General features: G+C 39.9%; 21 protein-coding genes. 19 read left to right on the top strand and 2 right to left on the bottom strand.

From position 1 onward, the window contains the following. Positions 1-48 precede the first annotated feature (48 nt). The 16 genes from IGI67_RS18835 to queG all read left to right on the top strand — a co-directional run bounded on the left by IGI67_RS18835 (position 49) and on the right by queG (position 16,933). Positions 49-342, top strand: coding sequence for a PTS sugar transporter subunit IIB (locus IGI67_RS18835; RefSeq protein ID WP_429958837.1), 294 nt, complete (start codon positions 49-51; stop codon positions 340-342). 44 nt (positions 343-386) lie between these two features. Next, on the top strand, positions 387-1,736 hold the full coding sequence (locus IGI67_RS18830; RefSeq protein WP_429958836.1) for a PTS sugar transporter subunit IIC: 1,350 nt from the start codon (positions 387-389) through the stop codon (positions 1,734-1,736). After that, positions 1,736-3,994: a TIM-barrel domain-containing protein gene (locus IGI67_RS18825; protein ID WP_429958835.1), complete on the top strand. Its 2,259-nt coding sequence runs from the start codon at positions 1,736-1,738 to the stop codon at positions 3,992-3,994. Before IGI67_RS18830 ends, IGI67_RS18825 begins: the two co-directional genes overlap by 1 nt. A 33-nt stretch (positions 3,995-4,027) precedes the next feature. Beyond that, positions 4,028-4,378: a PTS lactose/cellobiose transporter subunit IIA gene (locus IGI67_RS18820; RefSeq protein ID WP_429958834.1), complete on the top strand. Its 351-nt coding sequence runs from the start codon at positions 4,028-4,030 to the stop codon at positions 4,376-4,378. Further along, positions 4,375-5,784, top strand: coding sequence for a glycoside hydrolase family 1 protein (locus tag IGI67_RS18815; protein WP_429958833.1), 1,410 nt, complete (start codon positions 4,375-4,377; stop codon positions 5,782-5,784). The genes IGI67_RS18820 and IGI67_RS18815 overlap by 4 nt, the downstream gene beginning before the upstream one ends. A gap of 131 nt (positions 5,785-5,915) precedes the next feature. Continuing rightward, the gene (locus tag IGI67_RS18810; RefSeq protein ID WP_429958832.1) at positions 5,916-6,110 is read left to right on the top strand and encodes a hypothetical protein; all 195 of its coding nucleotides are present in this window, start codon (positions 5,916-5,918) and stop codon (positions 6,108-6,110) included. 158 nt (positions 6,111-6,268) lie between these two features. After that, the gene (locus IGI67_RS18805) at positions 6,269-7,615 is read left to right on the top strand and encodes a glycoside hydrolase family 28 protein (RefSeq protein WP_429958831.1); all 1,347 of its coding nucleotides are present in this window, start codon (positions 6,269-6,271) and stop codon (positions 7,613-7,615) included. Between the two features lie 748 nt (positions 7,616-8,363). Next, positions 8,364-9,068, top strand: coding sequence for a Crp/Fnr family transcriptional regulator (locus IGI67_RS18800; RefSeq protein ID WP_429958830.1), 705 nt, complete (start codon positions 8,364-8,366; stop codon positions 9,066-9,068). A 136-nt stretch (positions 9,069-9,204) separates the two neighbouring features. Continuing rightward, complete coding sequence (locus IGI67_RS18795) at positions 9,205-9,813, top strand: ECF transporter S component (protein WP_429958829.1); 609 nt, start codon at positions 9,205-9,207, stop codon at positions 9,811-9,813. After that, the gene (locus IGI67_RS18790) at positions 9,806-10,543 is read left to right on the top strand and encodes an energy-coupling factor transporter transmembrane component T (protein WP_429958828.1); all 738 of its coding nucleotides are present in this window, start codon (positions 9,806-9,808) and stop codon (positions 10,541-10,543) included. The genes IGI67_RS18795 and IGI67_RS18790 overlap by 8 nt, the downstream gene beginning before the upstream one ends. Next, a complete protein-coding gene (locus tag IGI67_RS18785) occupies positions 10,540-11,376 on the top strand; it encodes an energy-coupling factor ABC transporter ATP-binding protein (RefSeq protein ID WP_429958827.1) in 837 nt (278 codons plus the stop codon). The genes IGI67_RS18790 and IGI67_RS18785 overlap by 4 nt, the downstream gene beginning before the upstream one ends. Continuing rightward, complete coding sequence (locus IGI67_RS18780; protein ID WP_429958826.1) at positions 11,376-12,173, top strand: energy-coupling factor ABC transporter ATP-binding protein; 798 nt, start codon at positions 11,376-11,378, stop codon at positions 12,171-12,173. Before IGI67_RS18785 ends, IGI67_RS18780 begins: the two co-directional genes overlap by 1 nt. Next, complete coding sequence (locus tag IGI67_RS18775) at positions 12,170-13,108, top strand: nucleoside hydrolase (protein ID WP_429958825.1); 939 nt, start codon at positions 12,170-12,172, stop codon at positions 13,106-13,108. Before IGI67_RS18780 ends, IGI67_RS18775 begins: the two co-directional genes overlap by 4 nt. A gap of 217 nt (positions 13,109-13,325) precedes the next feature. Next, a complete protein-coding gene (locus IGI67_RS18770; RefSeq protein WP_429958824.1) occupies positions 13,326-14,102 on the top strand; it encodes a hypothetical protein in 777 nt (258 codons plus the stop codon). Positions 14,103-14,172: 70 nt separating this feature from the next. After that, entirely contained in the window at positions 14,173-15,372 is a 1,200-nt protein-coding gene (locus IGI67_RS18765) for a hypothetical protein (protein ID WP_429958823.1), read from the top strand. Between the two features lie 418 nt (positions 15,373-15,790). Continuing rightward, positions 15,791-16,933, top strand: a complete 1,143-nt coding sequence (gene queG / locus IGI67_RS18760; protein WP_429958822.1) for a tRNA epoxyqueuosine(34) reductase QueG — start codon at positions 15,791-15,793, stop codon at positions 16,931-16,933. Positions 16,934-17,101: 168 nt separating this feature from the next. Here queG and IGI67_RS18755 read toward each other — a convergent pair whose 3' ends face one another. Together IGI67_RS18755 and IGI67_RS18750 are read right to left on the bottom strand one after the other, a co-directional pair. After that, positions 17,102-18,403 carry a PTS sugar transporter subunit IIC gene (locus IGI67_RS18755; RefSeq protein WP_429958821.1) on the bottom strand — a complete coding sequence of 434 codons (1,302 nt, stop codon included), beginning with the start codon at positions 18,401-18,403 and terminating at the stop codon, positions 17,102-17,104. A gap of 11 nt (positions 18,404-18,414) precedes the next feature. Further along, the gene (locus IGI67_RS18750) at positions 18,415-19,032 is read right to left on the bottom strand and encodes a hypothetical protein (protein ID WP_429958820.1); all 618 of its coding nucleotides are present in this window, start codon (positions 19,030-19,032) and stop codon (positions 18,415-18,417) included. 39 nt (positions 19,033-19,071) lie between these two features. Between IGI67_RS18750 and IGI67_RS18745 the strand changes: the two genes are divergently transcribed. The 3 genes from IGI67_RS18745 (at position 19,072) to IGI67_RS18735 (ending at position 21,128) form a co-directional block, all read left to right on the top strand. Further along, positions 19,072-19,764, top strand: coding sequence for a MurR/RpiR family transcriptional regulator (locus IGI67_RS18745; RefSeq protein WP_429958819.1), 693 nt, complete (start codon positions 19,072-19,074; stop codon positions 19,762-19,764). Between the two features lie 207 nt (positions 19,765-19,971). Beyond that, positions 19,972-20,556 carry a hypothetical protein gene (locus tag IGI67_RS18740; protein WP_429958818.1) on the top strand — a complete coding sequence of 195 codons (585 nt, stop codon included), beginning with the start codon at positions 19,972-19,974 and terminating at the stop codon, positions 20,554-20,556. Between the two features lie 194 nt (positions 20,557-20,750). Next, complete coding sequence (locus IGI67_RS18735; protein WP_429958817.1) at positions 20,751-21,128, top strand: class I SAM-dependent methyltransferase; 378 nt, start codon at positions 20,751-20,753, stop codon at positions 21,126-21,128. Positions 21,129-21,737: the final 609 nt, after the last annotated feature.

Here is a 21,737-nt window from a genome sequence, read left to right as displayed (position 1 = left end):
TAAGAGCTTACAGAATGAATTTTTTTATTTTAAGGAGGAGGGAAAGCAATGAGAATCAGTCTATTTTGTAATGCAGGAATGTCTACAAGTTTGGTGGCATCAAAATTAAAGGAGTCATTTGAAAAGATTGGAAAAAATTATGATGTTGAGGCATTTGATTTTTCAAATTTGGGAAATGAAGCGGATGACACAGATGTAATCGTTTTAGGTCCACAAATTGCGTGGGCATTTGATGAGGTAGAAAAGGAATACCCTGACAAAAAGGTCATTTTATTAAGTTTGCAAGAGTTTGGTTCTATGAATGGCGATGTCATACGTGAACGATTGGAAAAAGAAATTTAATACGTATGAAAAAATGAGGAATTTATTTACGAGGAGGAAGATGAATGGGGAAAAATGAGATTCAAAAATGGCAAATGAAATTGACGAAGATCATGGGAAAAATTGCTGGTAATAAGTTACTGCTGACGTTGCGAGATACATTTATTATGGCGGCAACACCTTTGATGATCGCCGGTTTTGCAATTATGATCAGTTCAGTATTTTTAGATCCAAATGGAATTATCTTTGGTGAAACTGGCCTACATTTGGGCTCGGTGATTGCTGGTAGCAAAGGGGCTTGGGCAAAGAGTTCTTTTGCCGAAGTATTAGTAAGTATTCAAGGCGGATTTAACCTGTTTTTACGAGGCACGATGTCGATCAACGCAATTTTGATTGTAGCAGGTTTTGCTTATTTTGGGACAAAACGCTTTTTCCCTAAAAATAAAGAACCGTTGTTAGTAGTACTTTATGCATTAGCGAGTTTCTTTACAGCGATTCCTTGGGCAGTTACGACACAGGATGTGACTGGAAAAGAAGTTTCGTTGGATGGTCTAGTGAATTCTAACTTTTTAGGGCAGCAAGGAATATTTACAGGTTTAATCGTTGCGGGAATTACAATATATCTTTTTAACAAATTAATTGAGAAGAATATTGTGATCAAATTGCCTAGCTCAGTTCCGCCAGCCGTTGCAAAAAGTTTTGAATCGTTGATACCAGGTACTGTAGTGCTAGCGCTATTTGTTATTATTGCGTCGGTGCTGAACCACTTTGATACGTCACTCCCAGAACTTTTATTATCGTTATTACAAAAACCTGCCTTGGCAGTGTCGGCTACGCCATTTTTTGCAGTAATAGCGATATTGACTCAACCATTATTGCAATGGTTTGGTATCCACGGGACTTCTGTATGGGGGCCTATCTTTGGACTGACGTGGGGAATCAACGATAACGAAAATATCATGGGTGTGGCTGAACACGTCTACTCTACGATGTATATGAATTTTTCTATTGTGGCATCTGGAGCATTGACCCTCGCTCCGATCATTGCGGTATTCTTGTTCAGCAAGCGAGAAGATATGCGGAGTATTGCAAAACTTGCTGTCGCACCTGGAGTCTTTAATGTTAGTGAGCCTATTACGTATGGATTTCCCATTGTATTGAATCCAATTTTACTGGTTCCTTATGTGTTGAGTTGGATAATTCCTTTCTTCTTAGGGATATTTTTGACTAACATCAATATTTTACCTGTCATCACTAATAATGTTCCATGGACAGTCCCGCCCATTTTATCCGGCTTCTTGTATTCTGGAAGTATTATTGGGGCACTGTATCAAGTATTAGTAATCGTTATCGTCGTTTGTTTGTATATGCCATTCATCAGAATTAGCAATAACTTAAGGAAAGAAGGGATTTAATGGAAGAGCAGGTAATCAGCAAAGCAATCAACGGCTGGGATTATCAAAATAGTGATCGTATCTTTTACAAAGAAGGCTATTATTATGATTATGTCGTCGGAGTAAAGTCCATTAAGCAACAAGAAGATGGTAGTTTGTTGCTTGAATTAGAGCTATTGAGTGGAGAGTTGACCATGTTGACTCTACATATATATGGGGATCAGATCGTTCATTTTGAGTTCAAAAATCAAATGGGGGCTTTTGAGATGCCTTCAGACGTGTATTTAATGCAGGAAAAGCTTCAAACGGTTGTTGTAGATATACAGGAATCAGATACGGAATGTAATATTTATTACCAAGATTTGACCATTCAATTGTTGAAAGAGCCCTTCCAACTCGTAGTAAAGCAAGGGGATCAAGTAAAGTTTTTAACTTCCACGAAGAAAGTATCCCGTCAGTTTATCACGCCAGGGCTTGGCCAGCGAGTGTCTCCTGATGGTAAACGTGAAGGTTTTCTCTCATGGTCAATCACGAATGGCGAAGCTTTTTATGGGCTAGGTGAAAAATTCGGTAGTATTGAAAAAAGCCAAAGCAGAGTCACAGAATACGCAATGGATGCTTGTGGAACCAATACGACCGATCTCTCTTATAAAGATTATCCAATCCTGCTGTCAACTAAAGGATATGGACTATTGTTTGATACCGCTCGTAGAAATCATTGGGATGTTGGCGACTTTTGCTATGTTTCAGCCTCCTACTTAGTAGAAAGTGCTGTTTTGCGAGGTTATCTCTTTTTAGGTGAAGATGTGAAACGTTTAATCTCACAATGTGCAGAAATTACCGGGAAGCCGGAATTGCCAGCTCCTTGGACACTAGGAGTATGGTATAGTCGCTGTGCCTATATGAACAAAGAGGAAGTAGAGGATGTTCATCATCGGTTGAAAAAACTTTCGATTCCTTTTGATGTCTTACATTTAGATGTTCATTGGGGGAAAAACTATTGGTATGACAAGTATTGGGTAGATTGTTGTGATTTTGAATGGGGTACTGAGAAGTTCCCTGAACCTCAAAAATATCTAGCTGAACTATGGGAACAAGGGACAGCAACTTCAGTGTGGCTCAATCCCTATCTTCCACCTGGAACAGCAGTTTATCAAGAAGCTTTAGAAAAGGGTTACTTAGTCCGGACGATCGATGGCGGTACTGCTCACATCAAACGACGACAAGTAAGTGATATTGGGTTGCCGGATTTGTCAAATCCAGCTGCTTACGACTGGTGGAAAGAGCAAGTGAAGGCTATTTTAAAATTAGGAATTCGAGTAGTAAAACCGGATTACACCGATCGTATTCCTGAAGACGCACTCTTTTACAATGGTTATACAGGTATCGATATGCACAATATGTATATTTACTTATATATCAAGGCTTGCTATGAAGCAACACAAGAAGTACATGGAACAAGTTTAGTATGGAAACGTCCAGGTTTTTTAGGAACAGGGAGATTTACAGGTACTTGGTCTGGTGATGTGGAATCAACTTTTGAAGGCTTGAGAATGACCTTACGAGGAGGACTTTCTGTCGGCTTTAGTGGAGAAACGTTGTGGAGCAGTGATATCGCTGGTTTCAAAGGGGAAAAGCCTAGCGCAGAATTATATATTCGCTGGTCTCAGGTCGGTTTATTGTGTTCGCTTGCTCGATATCATGGAACAACTGTCCGAGAACCGTGGTTTTACGGAAACAAAGCTGTGGAAGTTGTAAAAAAATATTCCGAGTTGCGCTATCGATGGGTGCCTTATCTCCTAGAGCTTACTCAAAGCGCATCAGAAACAGGCATACCAGTGATGCGGCATTTGGCAATTGAATATCCAAAAGATCCGATTGCTCAGAAAATTGAGGATCAATTTTTGCTAGGAGACAGTATCTTAGTGATTCCTGTTTTAGAGGAAGGTCAGACAGAGCGGACCTTTTACTTACCAGCAGGCCGCTGGTATGACTGGCATAATCAAGAATGGTTAACAGGCAATCAAGTGGTGACGCAAAAAGTGACTCTAGATGATATTCCACTCTTTGTAAGAGAAGGGAGTGTACTACCTGAGTTCAAGCGTATACCGCAACATTTGAAAAAGTTTGACCATGATGAAATCCAACTTGTCTGTTACGGAACACCACAGGATAAAGAAGGTTCTCTGATTGATTCAGAACGAATGATTGTAAATTACAAGTTTATTGACGGTGTTTTATTGAGTGAAAAAAAAGACTTAATAGTTTCTTCGATTTAATTGGATACAATTAAAACAAAGTAGGAGAAGAGTATGGACGAAAAAATTGTTGAATCCGCAATGCAACTGATTTTCTTTGCAGGGAATGCCAAATCAGATGTGATCAAGGCGATTCGATCAGCCGAAGCAGGTGACTTTTCGGGAGCAGATAAACAAATGGCTAGTGCTAAGAGTCAAATCGGTGAAGCGCACAAGCTTCAAACTTCTTTAATGACTCAAGAAATGAACGATGGAGTGGTAGAAAAAACCTTCATTTTAATTCATGCACAGGATCACTTTATTGGAGCAGTAACAAGCATAGATTTAGGGGAAAGAATCATTTCTTTAAATAAACGAGTAACCAAGCTAGAAAGAAAGCTTAATTCATGGGAGGAAAATCAATGACATTTCCAACAAATTTTTGGTGGGGAGCGGCAACATCTGGTCCTCAAAGTGAAGGACGTTTCAAAAAGAAACATCGCAATATTTTCGATTACTGGTACGATCAAAGCCCACAAGATTTTCATGCACAAGTAGGTCCCGATGTCGCTTCGAATTTTTATAATAGCTATGAAGAAGACATTCTCTTGATGAAAGAGATTGGATTGAATTCGGTTCGAACATCGATCCAATGGAGTCGGCTGATCGATGATTTTGAAACGGCTTCTGTAAATCAAGAAGGCGTCGATTTTTATAACCGAGTGATTGATTGCTTCATTGAAAATGGTATTCGCCCAGTGATAAATCTCTGTCATTTTGATCTTCCTGTTGAATTGTTGGAAAAATATGGCGGCTGGGAATCGAAGTATGTGATTGATCTGTACGCGAAATATGCTGAAAAATGCTTTGAATTATTTTCTGATCGGGTCAAAGATTGGTTTACATTCAATGAACCGATGGTGATTGTGGATGGCGGTTATTTGTATAAATTTCATTATCCAAAAATTGTGGATGGAAAGAAAGCGATTCAAGTTGCGTACAATCTTGCTCTAGCTTCCGCCAAAGCAATTCAAAAGTTCAATCGTATGAAGCTTTCGGAAAAAGGGTGTCGAATTGGTCAAATCTTGAATTTGACTCCTTCTTATGGAGCGAGCTCAAGTAAAGAGGACCAATCTGCTGTTGAGTTTTCGGAACTTTGGTGCAATCGGCTGTTCTTAGATAGCGCAATAAAAGGAGAATTTCCCGAGAAATTAATCTCCGTTTTAAGAAAAGACGAGGTGCTTTGGGAATCAACTGAAGAAGAGGCCGCTATTATAAAAGAAAATACGATTCAAGTGTTGGGTGTGAATTTTTACCATCCTCATCGAGTGAAGCAACCAGAGATTTCACCGGATAGTTTGACTGTAGATTGGATGCCAAATCGCTATTTTGATGAATATGATATGCCAGGACGTCGTATGAATGTAGATAAGGGCTGGGAGATTTATCCGAAAGCAATCTATGATATTGCTAAAGTGATTAAGGAAGAATATGGAAATATCGATTGGTTTGTCTCAGAAAGCGGCATGGGCGTCTCCCGAGAAGATCGCTATTTGAATGCTGACGGGATGATCGAAGATAATTATCGAATTCAATTTATTACAGAGCATTTACAATGGTTGGAAAAGGCGATTGCTGAAGGGGCGAATTGCTTTGGGTATCATTTGTGGACACCAATCGACTGTTGGTCATGGATGAATGCTTATCGTAATCGGTATGGGTTCATCTCAAATGATATCCACACCCAAACTAAAACGATCAAAAAATCAGGATATTGGTTCAAAGAGGTTGCTGCAACAAATGGAAAGAGCTTGACTGATTATCAAAAATAGAAGGTATTGAATGAATGAAAAATCTACTTTTAGCACTTGATATTGGTGGTACGACGACTAAATTAGGTTTTTGGAATGGTGACACTTGAACATCATTAGGGTGCTATTCGACACCAAAAAGCTGGGCTGAAATGAAACAATTATTTATGATGATAGTAAATGAACAGCCTTATGAAGGTGTCGCAATCAGTTCTCCTGGGACTGTGAATGTGGAAAAAGGTGTGATAGCAGGGATCAGCGCGATTCCCTATATCCACCATTTTCAAATAAGAGCAGAATTAGAACAAATACTAGGGTTGCCAGTGACGATTTGGTTTCAATATTGAAAGAACGAATCGATGGTATGCTTGAAAAGAACGGCGTGAACGAGTTGAGTTACCGCTTGATACCTTGTCGGTTTTTAGATAAAGCCGATCAATTATGTGCAGTTTATCAATTTTTTATTCACTCACAATAATAGAGTATAAGGGAAAGCAGGAGTAGTATGAAAGTAAGTATTTTGGAGTTTGGAGCATCTGAACAAAAGAAAAACAATGCGGAAGCAATTCAAGCAGCTATCAACAAAGTCAGTAAGACTGGAGGAACCGTTAGTGTACCGGCTGGTGAATACGTGACTGGAACTTTTCAGTTATTTTCTGGTGTGACTTTACGAGTAGAGCGCGGAGCCGTTCTTAAGGGATCAACAGATATGATGGATTATCCTGAAACAGGATTGGTCCACAATGAGCTGGGAATGGTTAAGGCATTGATTTTTTCAAAAGATGCCGATCATATCGCTATTGAAGGAGAAGGGATCATTGATTTTCAAGCAGCGGCATTCTTTGATTATTCTGTTCCCAATAGTCCAGACTTAGATATTTCTGATTTCAATGAACGACAATTAAAAGAGTTTTCCGTAAAACCTATTGATCGTCCCAATAGCATGATTTTTTTAACAGGAAGTACAGATGTTTCAATTCGAGATATTATTTTATTGGATGCGGCTTGCTGGAATGTGGTCTTAAACTCTTGTGATACGATCAAGGTAAAAAACATCACGATTCGTGGTGATCAACGGATTCCAAATGATGATGGCGTTCATCTATGCTCATGTAAAAATGCAGTGATCTCTGACTGTGATATCGTTTCTGGGGATGATTGTATTGCGATTACTGGGATTAATGATTGGACACACATTTGTGAGAATATTGTCGTTAATAATTGTATTCTATCGTCTGCATCATCAGGTTTTAGAATCGGCTATTGGCGCAGTAAGGTCAGAAATATTCAAATCAACAATTGTACCATCCATAATACCGGTCGAGGAATTTGTTTCAACGCATGTAATAGCGGATACGTCAAAGATGTGACAATAAACAATCTGATGGTCTCTACACGTGCACGGGCTGGAAAATGGTGGGGACGTGGTGAAGCGCTCTATTTCAATGCTATCGCCTATGATTTAGGTAGTCAAAAAGGACATAAATATGACCGTGAAGATATTTATCCTAATATTTCTAATATCACAGTTCGAGGGTTGAATGCTGCTTGCAATGTAGGTCTAGCTTTTATTGGAGAAAAGAAAAATATTCAACATATTCGTTTGCGAGACGCGAATATAGCTATAGAAAATACAAACAACCGCGATGTCTTTGGCGATGTCATTGACTTACGGCCAAATACTAGACAAGTCCCAATGTCTGCTGATAGCAGTTATTGGTTATATGTAGAAGAAGTCAAAGATCTTTTGTTACAAGATGTAGATATCCAGAACAATATGCATGGTGCCGTTCACCAGGTGGAGCAAAAAATCGTTGCTTCTGAAGATGTTCAATTGTCCTATAGGATGTAATGAAAGAGTGACGATTTAAGATAATTAGATTTAATTCTCAAATATCCATAAGCTTCATAAGGAAAAGATTTATACCAATGTTCAAACTACATTCAGTTAGAAAATCTTTTGGTAAAGAAACGGCTGCAGATTTTGTGTAGAGGAGAAGAAGCCTAAAATGCCCCAACTACTTCAACAGTAGCTGGGGTTAATTCATGTTCTATTTAATATTATTGTTTTTCTTGAAGCACAACAGCTGTATAATCTCCGTTTTTAAAGGTAAGTTTGTTTTGTCCGATTCTATTCTAATAAGCATCCACTCTAGTAACATTTCCATTGAATGGTGAGAAGAAAAGTGAGTCAAGTCTACTGCTTTTAGCTGTGAGTTGGTCATTTCAGTGTCGCAGATTATGCAATGAAAAAAATTAGCGCAAGGTTTTGGAAGATTAAATAGAGCGGATTTACTTGCAAACATAAAAAAGAGGAGTGTCAAAATGAAAAAAGTTTGATTAGTGGATATCGACTGGGCATCAATTGATGTTCAGTTTTTTATTTACCCAGCATGAGCAAACTCTAACGTGGTCAAGTCTCTATCGCGTCCGAGTATCGGAAAGCGTAGGGGAAAGAATGGTCATTGCGAAGTTGAATCTGAAAGAATGCTAGCTCTGCGATTTAAATGATAAGATAAATTCTCTCGATTGTATTCTAAACAGACCGTGCTATAGTTAATAAAAAAATGCAGAAGCAGGTTTTGCGAAAGGAGCGCACCTTGGAAGAACAGCAACTGAAAGAAATGTGGCAAACATACGGCAGCGAGAAACGCTTCAACTACTCGAAAATCAAGGACAGATTAGGGGATAATCACTCGATCGTAAAATTTAAGGCGGACGAACCGATCGTCATGCGGGGAGATTTTCCAACATATATTTACTTTATTCGCAGCGGTGTGGCTATTGGAATCAGGGATTATGAGGATGGGAGTGAGTACGATTATTTCCAGCTGGATGAAACCAATGGAAGTATCGGCCTTCTGGAAACATTGGCTCAAAAGGAGGAAATCATCGCAACAATCACCTGTCTCACCGAGGTTACGGCGGTGCGCGTTCCTTCAGCGACTGTTTATCAATGGATCATGCAGGATTTGGAGCTTTTGCGCTTGAGTGCGAATCTGCTAGCGGATGATTTGTATCACCGATCGGGCAGCGACGGGCTCTTTTATCAGCTCAATGGGGTTGATCGGCTTCGCTACTATTTAGTAGAATACTACGACAAGCAGGTCAAAAGTGGGGATGAGCTTGTCGAGATTCAAGAGATTCGGGAGAAAATCGGCCATAAGCTAGGGCTGAGTGTTCGAACGGTTGGCCGTTCCTTGAAAAAGCTGCGAGACAACAAAGAAATTGTGAGTATCGATCGTAAGATTTACGTAGGATCAAATGAGAGGCAGCGATTGCAGAAGCATTTGATTCGCGTTTGAAAACAAAGAAGAGTATGCCGCGAAGGGTCATGTGACCTTTCGTGGTCTTTTCATTTTAAATATACTAATGGCAATAGAAAGGAAGCCCTTACAAAGAAGCGGCTTACTTTTAAAAATAATGAAAGTAGGAAGAGAGATGAAACGAGGATTAAGGTATGATTTTGGACTGCAGGCATTGATGCTGATCCCAGTCGGTGTTTCCTTGAATGTTGTCGGTTATCAGCTATGTACCATACTGAAGCTGCCAGTTTTTATTGATCAAATCGGCACTTATTTAGTAGCGATGGTAGCTGGTCCCTGGGTAGGCTTGATGACGGGATTTTTGGGAAATGTCGTAAATGGGATGCTAAACCCAGTGGCGATCCCGTATGGTTTAGTTTCCATGAGTATCGGATTATTTGCCGGCTTTTTCTCACGCTTTAAATTTTTTAACCATCTGTTTGGCATGATCGTGGCCTGCGGTGTACTGACGGTCGTTTCTGCCGGAACCGCGGCGATAGTGACGGTATTCATGTTTGGCGGCATCACCGGAGCAGGGACGGACTTAGTAACAGCAGCATTTCTAGCAGCTGGTCGTCAATTGTGGGATTCTGTATTTTCAACGAATATCATCACTGGTACGATCAACACGATCTTGAATTTTGCCATCAGCTATTTAGTCGTCAAACGGATTCCGCCGCGTTTCTTGGTCAAGCTGAACTATGGTGCGCCTTATATCAGCAAGGAGGTGTTGAAGCATGGCTAATTCGATCGAAAAATGGTACCCCTCAACCAAGCTCATGATCGTCCTTACAGTGATCATCATCAGCATGTTTTCAACGATCCCGCCTGTGCAATATGTCCTGTTTGGCACCGCGCTCCTGTTGAGTGTCTTCTCAGGAAAAATCGGCAGGTTTTTGAATACCTTTTTCAAATCCATTTTTGTCATCGTCGTATTTATTTTTTTAGTTCAGGTATTCATTGTAAAAAATGAAGACAGTCAACCGCTTTGGTGGTTTATCGGCTACTCGCAAATCGGGATGGACACAAGTATCGGCTTAGCTTCACGAATCGTTGCTATCAGCTCGATCATTATTTGGTTCTTTCAGGTCACCAGTGTGAAGGATATCGTCGCGGCACTGGAAAAAGCCCGAATTCCAAAAAAGGTCACCTTTGTCATTTCCGCAACGATTCAGCTAGTGCCTCAGATGACCAAGCTTTCACAGACGATCTCTGATGCTCAGCGGGCTCGAGGAATAGAAACAGAAGGTTCTGTACTGGTACGGATGAAGGCCTTCATTCCAATGATGGGGCCATTAGTATTAACATCGATCCAGCAAACCGATGAACGAGTGCTGACATTAGAGGCTCGCGGCTTTTCTGCCCCAATAAAGAAAACGGCCTATTATTCTGTTAAGAAAACGCCGCTGGATTACACGATCGTTGTTCTTTGTCTGATAGGCTTGATCGCCTATTTTGTGGGAGGTCCATTATGAGTTTAATTGAATTAGAAAACGTTACGTATCGATATCCATTGGATTCGGATGCGATTATCAAAAATATTGATTTATCCCTTGAAAAGGGAAAGGTCTATGGCCTGATCGGCAGCAATCAAGCAGGGAAGACCACGCTTTGCAATATCATTCGCGGCTTTATCCCAGAGATGTTTTTAGGTGAGCTGACTGGAAAAGTGACCTATAAAGGCCAAGCGCTCCAGCAATACAATATCGGTGCTCTGGCCGCGGAGATCGGCTACTCCTCGCAAAATCCCTTTACCCAAATTTCAGGTGTCAAGGATACAGTAGAAGAGGAGATCGCCTATGGTATGGAAAATATCGGCGTGTCACACGAGATCATGCATCAAAAAGTCCAAGAATTGATCGACCTCTTTAAGCTGAATGAGCTGAAGGAAAAGAATCCCTTTGAGCTGTCTGGCGGACAAAAGCAGCGGGTCGCACTTGCGTCGATCGTCGCGCTAGATCCAGAGGTCGTTATCTTGGATGAACCAACCTCGCAATTAGACCCGCAAAGTACCGAAGAGGTCTTTGAGATTATTGCGATGCTGAAGCAGCAGGGAAAAACCATTATCGTCGTCGAGCATAAGGTGGATCTGCTGGCAGAATACTGCGACGAGATTATTTTATTAGAACAGGGTCAGGTAATAAAAAAAGGAACCGCCCATCAAGTACTGAGCGATCCCGATATCCTAAATCATGGCGGTGCGCTGCCTCAAGTTTCCTTGTTCTATTTGCAATATCTTAAGGAGCATGCCGATGTACCAATCACGATGGCGGAAGCAATCAGAAAACTGAAAGGAGCGACTGCGTGATGAGCTTTTTAAAATTAGAGAACGTCAGCTTCAGCTATCCCAACGGGTTTGAAGCGACTCAAAATGTTTCCGCAGAATTTCAGCTAGGTGAAGCAGTCGCGATCATCGGACAAAACGGTGCCGGAAAAACGACGACCGTCAAATTAATGAATGGCCTGCTGCGCCCAACAAAGGGACAGGTGCTAATCGACGGAAAAGAAACCAAATCCCTAACTACCGCCCAAATGGCAAAGCGCGTCGGCTACGTCTTTCAAAATCCAGACGATCAGATTTTCCAAGAAAGCATTGAAAAGGAGATCGCCTACGGACCCAAAAAACAAAAATTAGCTGCCGCTGTTGTTGAAGAAAGAGTACAGGAGGCCGCTAAAGCCTGCGGACTGCTGGATGTTTTAAAGGAGCATCCCTATAATTTGCCCTATTCAAAACGAAAATTTATCACGATCGCTGCGGTGATGGCGATGGACCCAGAAGTCATCATCCTCGATGAACCGACAGCCGGACAGGATCGCGAATCAACCGAATTACTCGGAAAGCTGATAAAGCTGCTGACCGAAAAAAATAAAACAGTCATTACCATCACACACGATATGGAATTTGTCATTAAGGAATTTCAACGTGTTCTTGTCTTCGCCGAAAAGCAGCTGCAAAAAGAAGGCACGCCAAGAGAGATTTTCTGGGACGAAAGCCTGCTCCGGATCAGTGCTCTGAAGCAGCCCTACATTTGTCAGCTGGCAAAAGCCCTTGGCTACCAAGACATCCTAACGATGGCTGAGCTGGGAAAGAAGGTCTCCGCATGAAACATCTTCTGATCGATTGCGATCCCGGTCATGACGACGCACTAGCGATCATGGCCGCGCTGGCTAACCCAGAAAGCTTCAACATCTTAGGAATCACGACCATCGGCGGCAATCAAACACTAAAAAAAGTAACCGAAAACGCCAAAAATATTCTGAGCTTCTTAAATGCCAAAGTTCTTTTAGCAGCAGGCCAAGCAGGCCCATTAGTCAAGCCGCTGCAGACGGCTCCCGAAGCACACGGCGACTCTGGAATGGACGGTCCTTACTTTGATGGCGCCGATTATCCAATCGCTTCTACCAACGGCGTTCAATTTCTAGCAGAAAAAATTCGAACAAGCAAAGACAAAGTCACACTAGTCGCCTTAGGACCATTAACCAATATCGCGCTGCTGATCAAAAATTATCCCGAGCTGCTCCCACAGATTAACGAAATCTCCCTAATGGGCGGCGGTATCCATCACGGCAACCAAACACCACTTGCCGAGTTCAATATCTACGTCGACCCAGACGCAGCAGAGATCGTTTTCCAAAGCGGACTACCGATTATCATGTCCGGTCTAGACGTAACCGAAAAAGCAGAGATTACCGTAGCAGAAATCAATCAGCTAAAAAATCAAGGAAAGGTGAGCCATCTAGCCTATGAATTACTGTCCTTCTATAATCAATCCGGACGACAATTCGGCTTCATCAACTCCCCGATCCACGACCTCTGCGCAGTCGTGTACCTATTAAAACCAGAACTATTCAAAGGCAGCTACGCCGATATTCATGTCATCACAGATGATTCACCTGCCAGAGGATTAACCTATGGCGATTTTCGTAGGATGGCCCCCGAGCTGAAGAACACCCTTGTTTTGGAGGATGTGGATCGAGTGGGGTTTGTGGAGGTTTTGAGAGAGGCTTTGGAGTGGCTTGATGATATGTTAGAGAGATAGGAACGTTAAATTAATAGATACTTTTTTGCACTCGCCAGATTGATGGCGGGTGTATTGTTGTTTTAATGGAGCATCGATCTATTTTGATATTTGTAGTTTAATAGAAGATAATGCTGACCTGTATAAAAAGTTAGTTTCTTTTTAATTTTGAAGTTTGATAAAATACTGTATAGATAATTTTTCAAAGTGCGAATAAAACAATCAATAAGGAGATAAAATGAAGAATAAATTGATTAAAAAGATATATCATGGATATTATCTTGAACTCACTGTAGGTGAAGCAACGAAGGAATTGAAGGATTTTTTACTTTTCACAAAAAGCTTTGAAATAGAACCTTATCCTGAGAAGGAATTGGAGCCCTACATAAGAATTTCAACCATAATATTTTTGACCTTATTTGTATCATTGTTCATTGTACCTTTTCTAATGATCCAAACATCAAATCTACTTGTCGCTCTAACCTTCCCCAGTCTAATTTTATTACACAGAATAAATTCAAACATAAGAACAAGGATCTTTGAAAAGAAATCCAGTCAGGAATTTCTTGACTGGCGTAAACAGGGGCGATCAAAGGATACGCTTCAATACATGATTATTAAGAAAGGAAAAGACTTTGGTTCATATCGTTCAATAAGCTTATCAGTTGGGAAAATCAAAACTCTTTTTTACGAATTAACAGGTTACGGAAAGCCATCTAATTGGGACGTGAAGGATGAGGGCAGTAAGGATTCCAGCCTGCTTGCATCTGACGACCTTTCTTATGAAGAAGAATGGATCTTTGGCGCAAAAGTTTTTCTTGAGATGTTAGAGGAGCTCCCAGAAGAAATAATTAATGAAAATGCACTCTTACAAATACCTATCAAAACAAAAATAAAGCCTGTACTTACAAATAAGATTTCTATTGATTCCAGTCATTTGCTTATAAAAACGAATCATTCATTATATGGAATAAAAGTATTGGGCAGAGATTTTCAAGCTGCCGAAATAAGATAGATGTATTCTAGTATAGGTTTTATAAACCTATAGAACTAGTTTATTAATAGATATTTAAGGAGGCTAATTAATGAAGGATGAAACCACTGATTTAGATTATTGGCTTGTTGATAATAGAAAAATTTTGAAATATTCAAGTGCTTATCAAAAAAAGCTTATGACAATCATGAAAAATGCAATTTTTGATAACAATATACATGTTTATGAGGCCCGAAAATTGACTGAAGGATATAGTAATTATTATCTTTTCTCTGGTAAGGGAACCGCCTATTATACAGTTGTTAGGGTTTCTAGTCACAAACCGTATTCGAGTTACTACTCTTATCGATCATTCTTTCCATTTGGGTTTCAAAAATCAGAAAATTTTTCTAAGAATGTGCGGGATTATTTGTATGGTTTGGGATGGGATGTATTGAGTTATGAAGAGTATTTCTATCTACAAATGCTAATGCATGGGGGGATGGCCATTTATGTATTAGGGGGAAAGAAAAAATTTGGAGCACGTTGGCATCCTGATGGACCACTAGAATTTTTTGTAAAGGATGAATATACAAATACAAATTACCCTGCTAATGAAATGTTAACTCGAGCTTTTCGTAAAATGGTTTCAAATGGATTGTTGGGACATCAAGTAATAAAGGGAAAACTACGTTTAGTAGTATCACATATTGCGAAAACTATAGTTCGTGAAACTAAACCGCTTTATCATTCTTTATGGATGCGAGAACGTTCGATGATTATGTGGGATGATATAAAACCTTTTTTTGAGTTTGATAAAAGTACGCTTCCTAAGCACTGGATACCACCTCAAGTTTATTTTTCTGGACATAAAATGAATAAAAATGGTGAAATTAGTTCATTGAAAGTTGAACCTAATCTCAATATTACTTCCTTAATAATAGATAGTCCGAAAAAAAATGAGGCACTCGAAACATATGATATGTTGCATCGAATAAGAATTTATCGTAGAAAAAGGCTAGTTATCTATCAGATAATTAAAAAAGGTGTAGGGATTGTAAGCGAAATGGAGTATCCAGTGGAAAGAAAAACAATAGAGACCTTCTTTAATATCTTGATTCATGACGTGAAAATGGATCTGTGGCCTCCCTCTTCAATTCATAAAAAAGAATCCTCCATAATAAAAGTTAGGCATAGTGATTTACACATGAATAAATTCGAGGTGGATATGCAGACAGAGACGGATTTGCAGAATCTAAAGGAGAGAATCTTAGATTTGGTTGATTTTGATGGGGTATCAATTTCATTTTAAAATAGTGTAAAGGATGAGGTTTGAAGAATCTTCTATATGTAATAAGGTAGATTATTTGGTGAAATAATCTAACATTAAGCGAATGCAATGGTATAGCTTATAGAGGATAATATCAAAAATAATCAAGATTTCTTCAACTGCTTGGTTATCGATTTCACTTCCACTAACTGTGTAGAAATGAGCCACACCTGTTAAAAAAAGAAAGTCGAGCAAACACTATTTTGGCTAATGTTGCGTCGCAATCCTCACTACAAAAAAAGCAATGATTTCCCATACAGCACTCTGACAAAACAGGTGATTTCTTTTGCTAGTAAGGAACATGTGATATAGTAGGGCCTGTAAAATCGTATCAGGATCGCAGTTCTACTTCCTATTTTACCAGGTTAAGTAGAATGACATACGAACTAGGAGTGGAACTATGCAAACCTTAAAAGAACGGATCATCGCTGAAAGCAAGCAGCTAGGTATTGATAAAATCGGCTTCACAACCGCTGAGCCTTTTGATTATTTGGAAGAGTCGTTGCTGGAGCAGCGCTCGCTTGGCCATACGTCAGGTTTTGAGCATCAAAACATCAAAGAACGGCTGTATCCAGAAGAAACATTTGAAAATCCCCAAAGCATCATCGCGATTGCTTTAGCTTATCCAACAAAATTCCACGAAAAAGTCCCTCGGGATGAAAAACGTGGGCAATTTGCACGTGCTTCATGGGGAACGGATTATCACTTCATTTTGGAAGAACGGCTGTCTAAGCTGATCGATTTTATCAAAGAGCAGGCGGAAACGGAACAAATTCAAGCTCAGTGGCGTTTTGCTCCGCAAGTCGATACAGGTGAGCTGGTCGATGTCGCAGTCGCACAACGAGCGGGTCTAGGATTTATCGGGCGCAACGGCCTGCTGATTACGGAAGAATACGGGTCCTTCGTGTATCTTGGCGAAATCATCACGAATATCCAATTTGAACCAGACCAGCCAGTTCCAAACGGCTGTGGCGATTGTACACGCTGCATTACTGGCTGTCCAACCGGGGCCTTATTGGGAGACGGTCGGATGAATGCCAAAAAATGTCTCTCCTATCAGACACAAACCAAAGGCATGATGCCGGAGCAATATCGAAAGAAAATGCGCAACGTGATCTATGGCTGTGATATTTGTCAGCTAGTCTGTCCATATAATCGTGGCAAAGACTTTCATTTTCATGAAGAGATGGAGCCAAAAGTCGATGAAGTCTATCCAAAACTGACACCGCTCTTATCCATCACAAATCGCGAGTTCAAGGAACAATTCGGACATTTAGCCGGATCTTGGCGCGGCAAAAAACCGCTACAACGGAATGCGCTGATCGCCTTAGCCAACCTCGGCGGTAAAGAGGCATTGCCAGAAATCCGCGCCTGCCTACAAGACCAGCGACCAGTCATTCGCGGCACCGCGGTCTGGGCATTGGGGCAGTTGACAAAGAAAGCGCCTGAAGAAACGATTGTTCTGTTGCAGGAATTGAAAGAAACGGAGACTGATTCAGAGGTTTTGACTGAGATAGCAAATGTTTTGGAAAGGCTTGGTTGAGTTTAAGGGATCGAACACGAGTTGATACGCTACCCCTAGCTAGGACAAAGAAATAATGAAGTCCCAGTTAGGGGTATTTATTATGGGAAAAAGAAAAATGAAGCTCAATTATCAGAATCAATAATTGAGCTTTTTTTACTTAAAGTAGTATGTTTCTTTTCGCTCTATTTACAGCTCTTCATCCACCAGCTTGGTTTTATTATTCTCCATAACCTTAAAGAATGGATAGTAGATAATAGCACTAATTAGGATCAACACGAAACAGAAGACGATATTTCGCCAATCCATACTTGAAAGATACGCTTGTGCAAAGAACGGGGTGAAGGAGGGATCAACGATAAATCCAACTCCGATCAAACCGATACTTTGAGCGAAGTAGGTCAGCAGCAAGGAAACAATCGGTGTTATTAAAAATGGAATTGCCAGAATCGGATTAAAAACAATTGGAAGACCGAAAATGACTGGCTCATTGATTGAACAAATGCCGGGGATCAGGGATAGCCTCCCGATTGTTCGATACTCTGAGACCTTACTTCGCATCATCAAAAGAATTAACCCCAGCGTTCCACCCGCACCACCTAAAACTGAAATACGAAACATTTGTAGGTTCATTAGGTGAGTCATCGTTTCCCCGTTAGACATTTGTTCAGCATTCAGTCCTGTTTGCGCCATCCCAAGAGTAAAGACAATCGGGAAAATGATTGATGAGCCATTAATACCAAATAACCATAAGATATTCCCTAGGGTCACGATCAGCAAGAAACCGCCAAGACTTCCAGCGATATTCGTCGCCGGCGTTAAAACGTCCATCACTGTTTCAGGAAAAATCTTTTTCGTTGTTGCTAAAAAAATCAGATTAATCCCATAAAAGAGGATGATATTCGTTAATAACGGAACGAGCGTGTTGATGAAGGTGGCGACCATGGGCGGCACAGTATCCGGCAATTTTAATTTGATATTTTTGACTTCAAAGATTCTGTTCACTTCCACCACCAGCAGACCAATGATGATTGCCACGAACAGCCCATTTGTTCCTAAGTAATTCAGGTTGATGTTGCCCTCTTTAACAGGAGTACACACCATCAGAAAAATGACAGAAGCCACCATCCCATTCATGGCTGGATTAATTTTGTATTCATTGGCAAGGGAGAAGGCGATTCCGAAAACGCTGATCAGTCCGATGATCCCCATAGTCAGATTGTATGGAGCGGTGATTAAATCATAATTGGCTACCGCAAAATCTTTCCAACCAGCCATGAATTTCATAAAAAAATTGGCTGTCGCTGGATTGTATTGATCTATGTTAATCGGTGGATTCGCAAAAATCAGGAAAAAAGATCCAATCACGATAAAGGGTAGTCCAAACATCATCCCACTTGAGATGGCTTTAAGATGTCGCTGATTTCCGATTTTTGCTGCAAAAGGGCTAAGCAAATCATTAAGCTTCGTTATGATTGTAGAATTTTCCATGATGTTCCCTCCTATACTTGCCAAGGATTGAAAACAAATGTGCTTGGCACTACATGCTGTGGGTCATATTCTTTTATGATTTCTTCATATTGTTTTTTATAGTCATTTTCGACCTCTGCTTGAGGAACAACTTTGCTTGCTTCATGTAAGAAATGTTCTGATCCGCGCCCCATTTCTTGTCCACGCGTGGTATGTTTATCCAACGCAATGTCTGGTATTTCAGGCACATAACCCATGGCGAAGCTTTTTATCACGATATTTTTGAGCAGGTCGGAGGAACGGTCTTTTTCTGAATCGCACAAGTACCGAATGGCGTGAAAGAAAAACATCGCCCGGTCAGATTCATTATATTGAAATTCTTTGCGCATCTGATTTAAGTTATTGATCATAATAGCTGCTTGCGGATTTCCCATCCCTACATCCTCAACGCTAATGGCTAATAAACGTCTCCACAGCTTCTCTTCAAATTGAGGGGAGGTAATATACATTTCATAGGCAAATTCGCAGGCCGCTTTTTCTTTTCCTCTGCGGATTGATTTCTGTAATGCTGAGATGACTTCATCGCCTTGAAGGCCATTTCGTGTCGTCATTTTTGCCCATGGATCTTGAATAAAATTATTTTTTGACATGTTATAATACTCCTAACTAAAGAATTTGGGGTGGATCTTATGGATACTGAAACGCTGATTGATAAATATCAGTTGAATGATTCCGAAGCAGCCGTTTTACGTTTTATGGATAAAAATCGTGACTCACTAAGAGACTTAGGCATTCGTGATGTCGCCAGAGCCTCTTATGTCTCAACGGCGACCATCGTCAATATGGCGAAAAAAATCGGTTATTCCGGTTATAGTGAACTGGTCTTCGCATATGGAAGTAAACCATTAGCAACGAACCTGACGAAGAATTTCTCAGAGGAAGAAAGAGACGCGTTTGTCCGCCTACTAACTGAGTATAAAGAGAAACGAATCATGATCCTAGGTTCAGGCTTTTCACAGAATATCGCGAATCATTTTTCTGAAACACTGAATCTTTATGGTTTCCGGGCAACGGCTAACAGTCATCTGGAATTCCTGCGGGAAAACGTTGAAAAGGATGTTCTGATTTTTATTGTCTCTAACTCAGGCGATACCTTTCGTTTAGCTGATCTTGCTCAAATGGCTAAGGATCATCATATTGATCTGATCGCTTTTGTTGGTGAGAAAAATTCAAAAATAGGACAGTTGGCAACTTTGACCATCAGTACGGAGACTTATGCCCCACGAGTCTTATCTGCGTACCAGCCAAACCTTTTCTTTGGAACGACGCTGAATCAATTCGAACTATTATTAAGCGAAGCGTTAAGATCTATCTTTGATTAGAAGAACGATGTGGCCACTGTTTCTTCACTTATCAGTATAAATGCCGGATAGCGAAATGTAAGTGTTTTCCTCTGGATGTGAACATGTTTAGACATTTGCAAACGGGTTTACGGAGTTAAGTGAAAAGTGACTATTTATATATAAAAACCGCTGTTAATTTGACTAGTCCGCGTAGGTAGCGAGAAAAAACTGATAGTAGGTGATGGTATGAGAAAATACACAATAGCAAAAGTAATTAGCATTGATAATAGAGTACCTATGGGAGCGTCTAAGGCATATTATGGTCATAGTGTGATTTTTCAAGATATTTCTAGTGGCACACTTTTACAGTGGGATACGAAGACGAAATTGAAATACGAAAAAGAGGAGATTATCAATTTTACCTATGATGAATTAGATCAAGTAACACCTATGGACTTGTTCAATGAGGATGAGAAAAGAGTGGCTATCTCAAATCCAAGAAAAGTACAGTCATTGGAAATGCTTCTAGGTAGAAATCCTGTTCAAACACGGACCGACTATTTCTTTGTTACGAGTGTTCGAACCATAGGAGAGAAGTCTTATGTGGTGCTGGTTGACAGTTATTTAGATCAGGCATTATTTGAAACAGAAGAGCCGGAAAGTTTTAAAAAAGGAAACGTTGTAAAACTTAGGTATAAACAAACAACAAGTGCCACTGAGGCAGATGTAACAGAAGAGGACTTACAACATGTCGTTTATTATTTGGTGGATGTTGAAGTGAAATACAATGTAAGTAATGAGAGAAATGTGAAATTAAGAGACCGGAGATAATGCAGTATAGGATTTGTAAGGATATCATTCCAGACTATGAATCTAAGAAACATTATTAATTTAGATTGTGTTAGAAAGGACAAGCCATGAATCGTTTCTTTATCCTATTAATAATAGTAGTGGGACTATTTTTCATTTACAAATACCTTCTAAACCAATCGAAAGCGCCAACCGGTTGGGTAGGGAGTGTCATGATGAAATTATGGAATAAAGTCTACTTGCCCATGGCAAAATGGTGCCTGTCATTTTTACCAGCAAAACAATTTCTCCGCATTTTAGATATAGGCGTTGGCAATGGCGCAACCACGTACTACCTCGGTCAAAGATTCAAGGCCGAGACAATCATTGGGATAGACATTTCAGAAAAAGCCATCGAACAAGCAAAGAGATTACACTCGGATCATACGATCACGTTCGAACAAGCAAAGAGATTACACTCGGATCATACGATCACGTTCGAACAAGCAAACATTGAGAAAACAAACTATCCATCAAATAGCTTTGACCTAATTTGCGCCTTTCAAAATCATTTCCATTGGAGCAATTTGCAAGGTAGTTTTTTAGAGATATGAAGAATACTGACTGATGATAGTGGGCTCTCTTTTTGTATACAGTTTGTACAAATCGATTATCCTTTAATCGATTTTTTTCTTAATCCATCCTTGGAAAATGATTAATCATTTGTTCTATTTAAAAAAGTGAAATTTGATTATTAAGTTAAGAAGACATTGAACATGCTTTCAAATATATAGAATGTGATTAGACAGTGAAAGATGAAAACACCAAATTAAACTATTGGTTTACTGATAATAGAAACTATTTAAAACATTCAGAGGCCTATAAAAAGAAACTTATTTCAATTATGAAGAAGTCGAATTTTTGATAATAATATTAGTGTTTATTAAGCTAAAAAAATATCTGAGAAGGATGGTGATTACTATATTTTTCATGGTAAAGGAACTATTTACTGTACAGTTGTCAGAGATTCTAGACATAAAACGCATGCGAGGTATTATTCTTATCACACTTTTTTCCCTTTAAGTATCATATAGCAGAAACTTTTTCAAAGAAGGTTGCTCCATCATTAATGTTCGTCATAGTGATTTACGTATGAGTAGGTTTGAAGTCTGTATGCAAACAGCTCCTGATTTGTTGAATTTGAAGGACAAGATTTTAGATCT

It is taken from the genome of Enterococcus sp. AZ196, assembly GCF_050498845.1.
In the GTDB taxonomy this organism is placed as follows: Bacteria; Bacillota; Bacilli; order Lactobacillales; family Enterococcaceae; genus Enterococcus_A; species Enterococcus_A murrayae.
The sequence above is the reverse complement of the archived record's forward strand: the minus strand, read 5'-3'. Positions and strand labels throughout refer to the sequence as shown.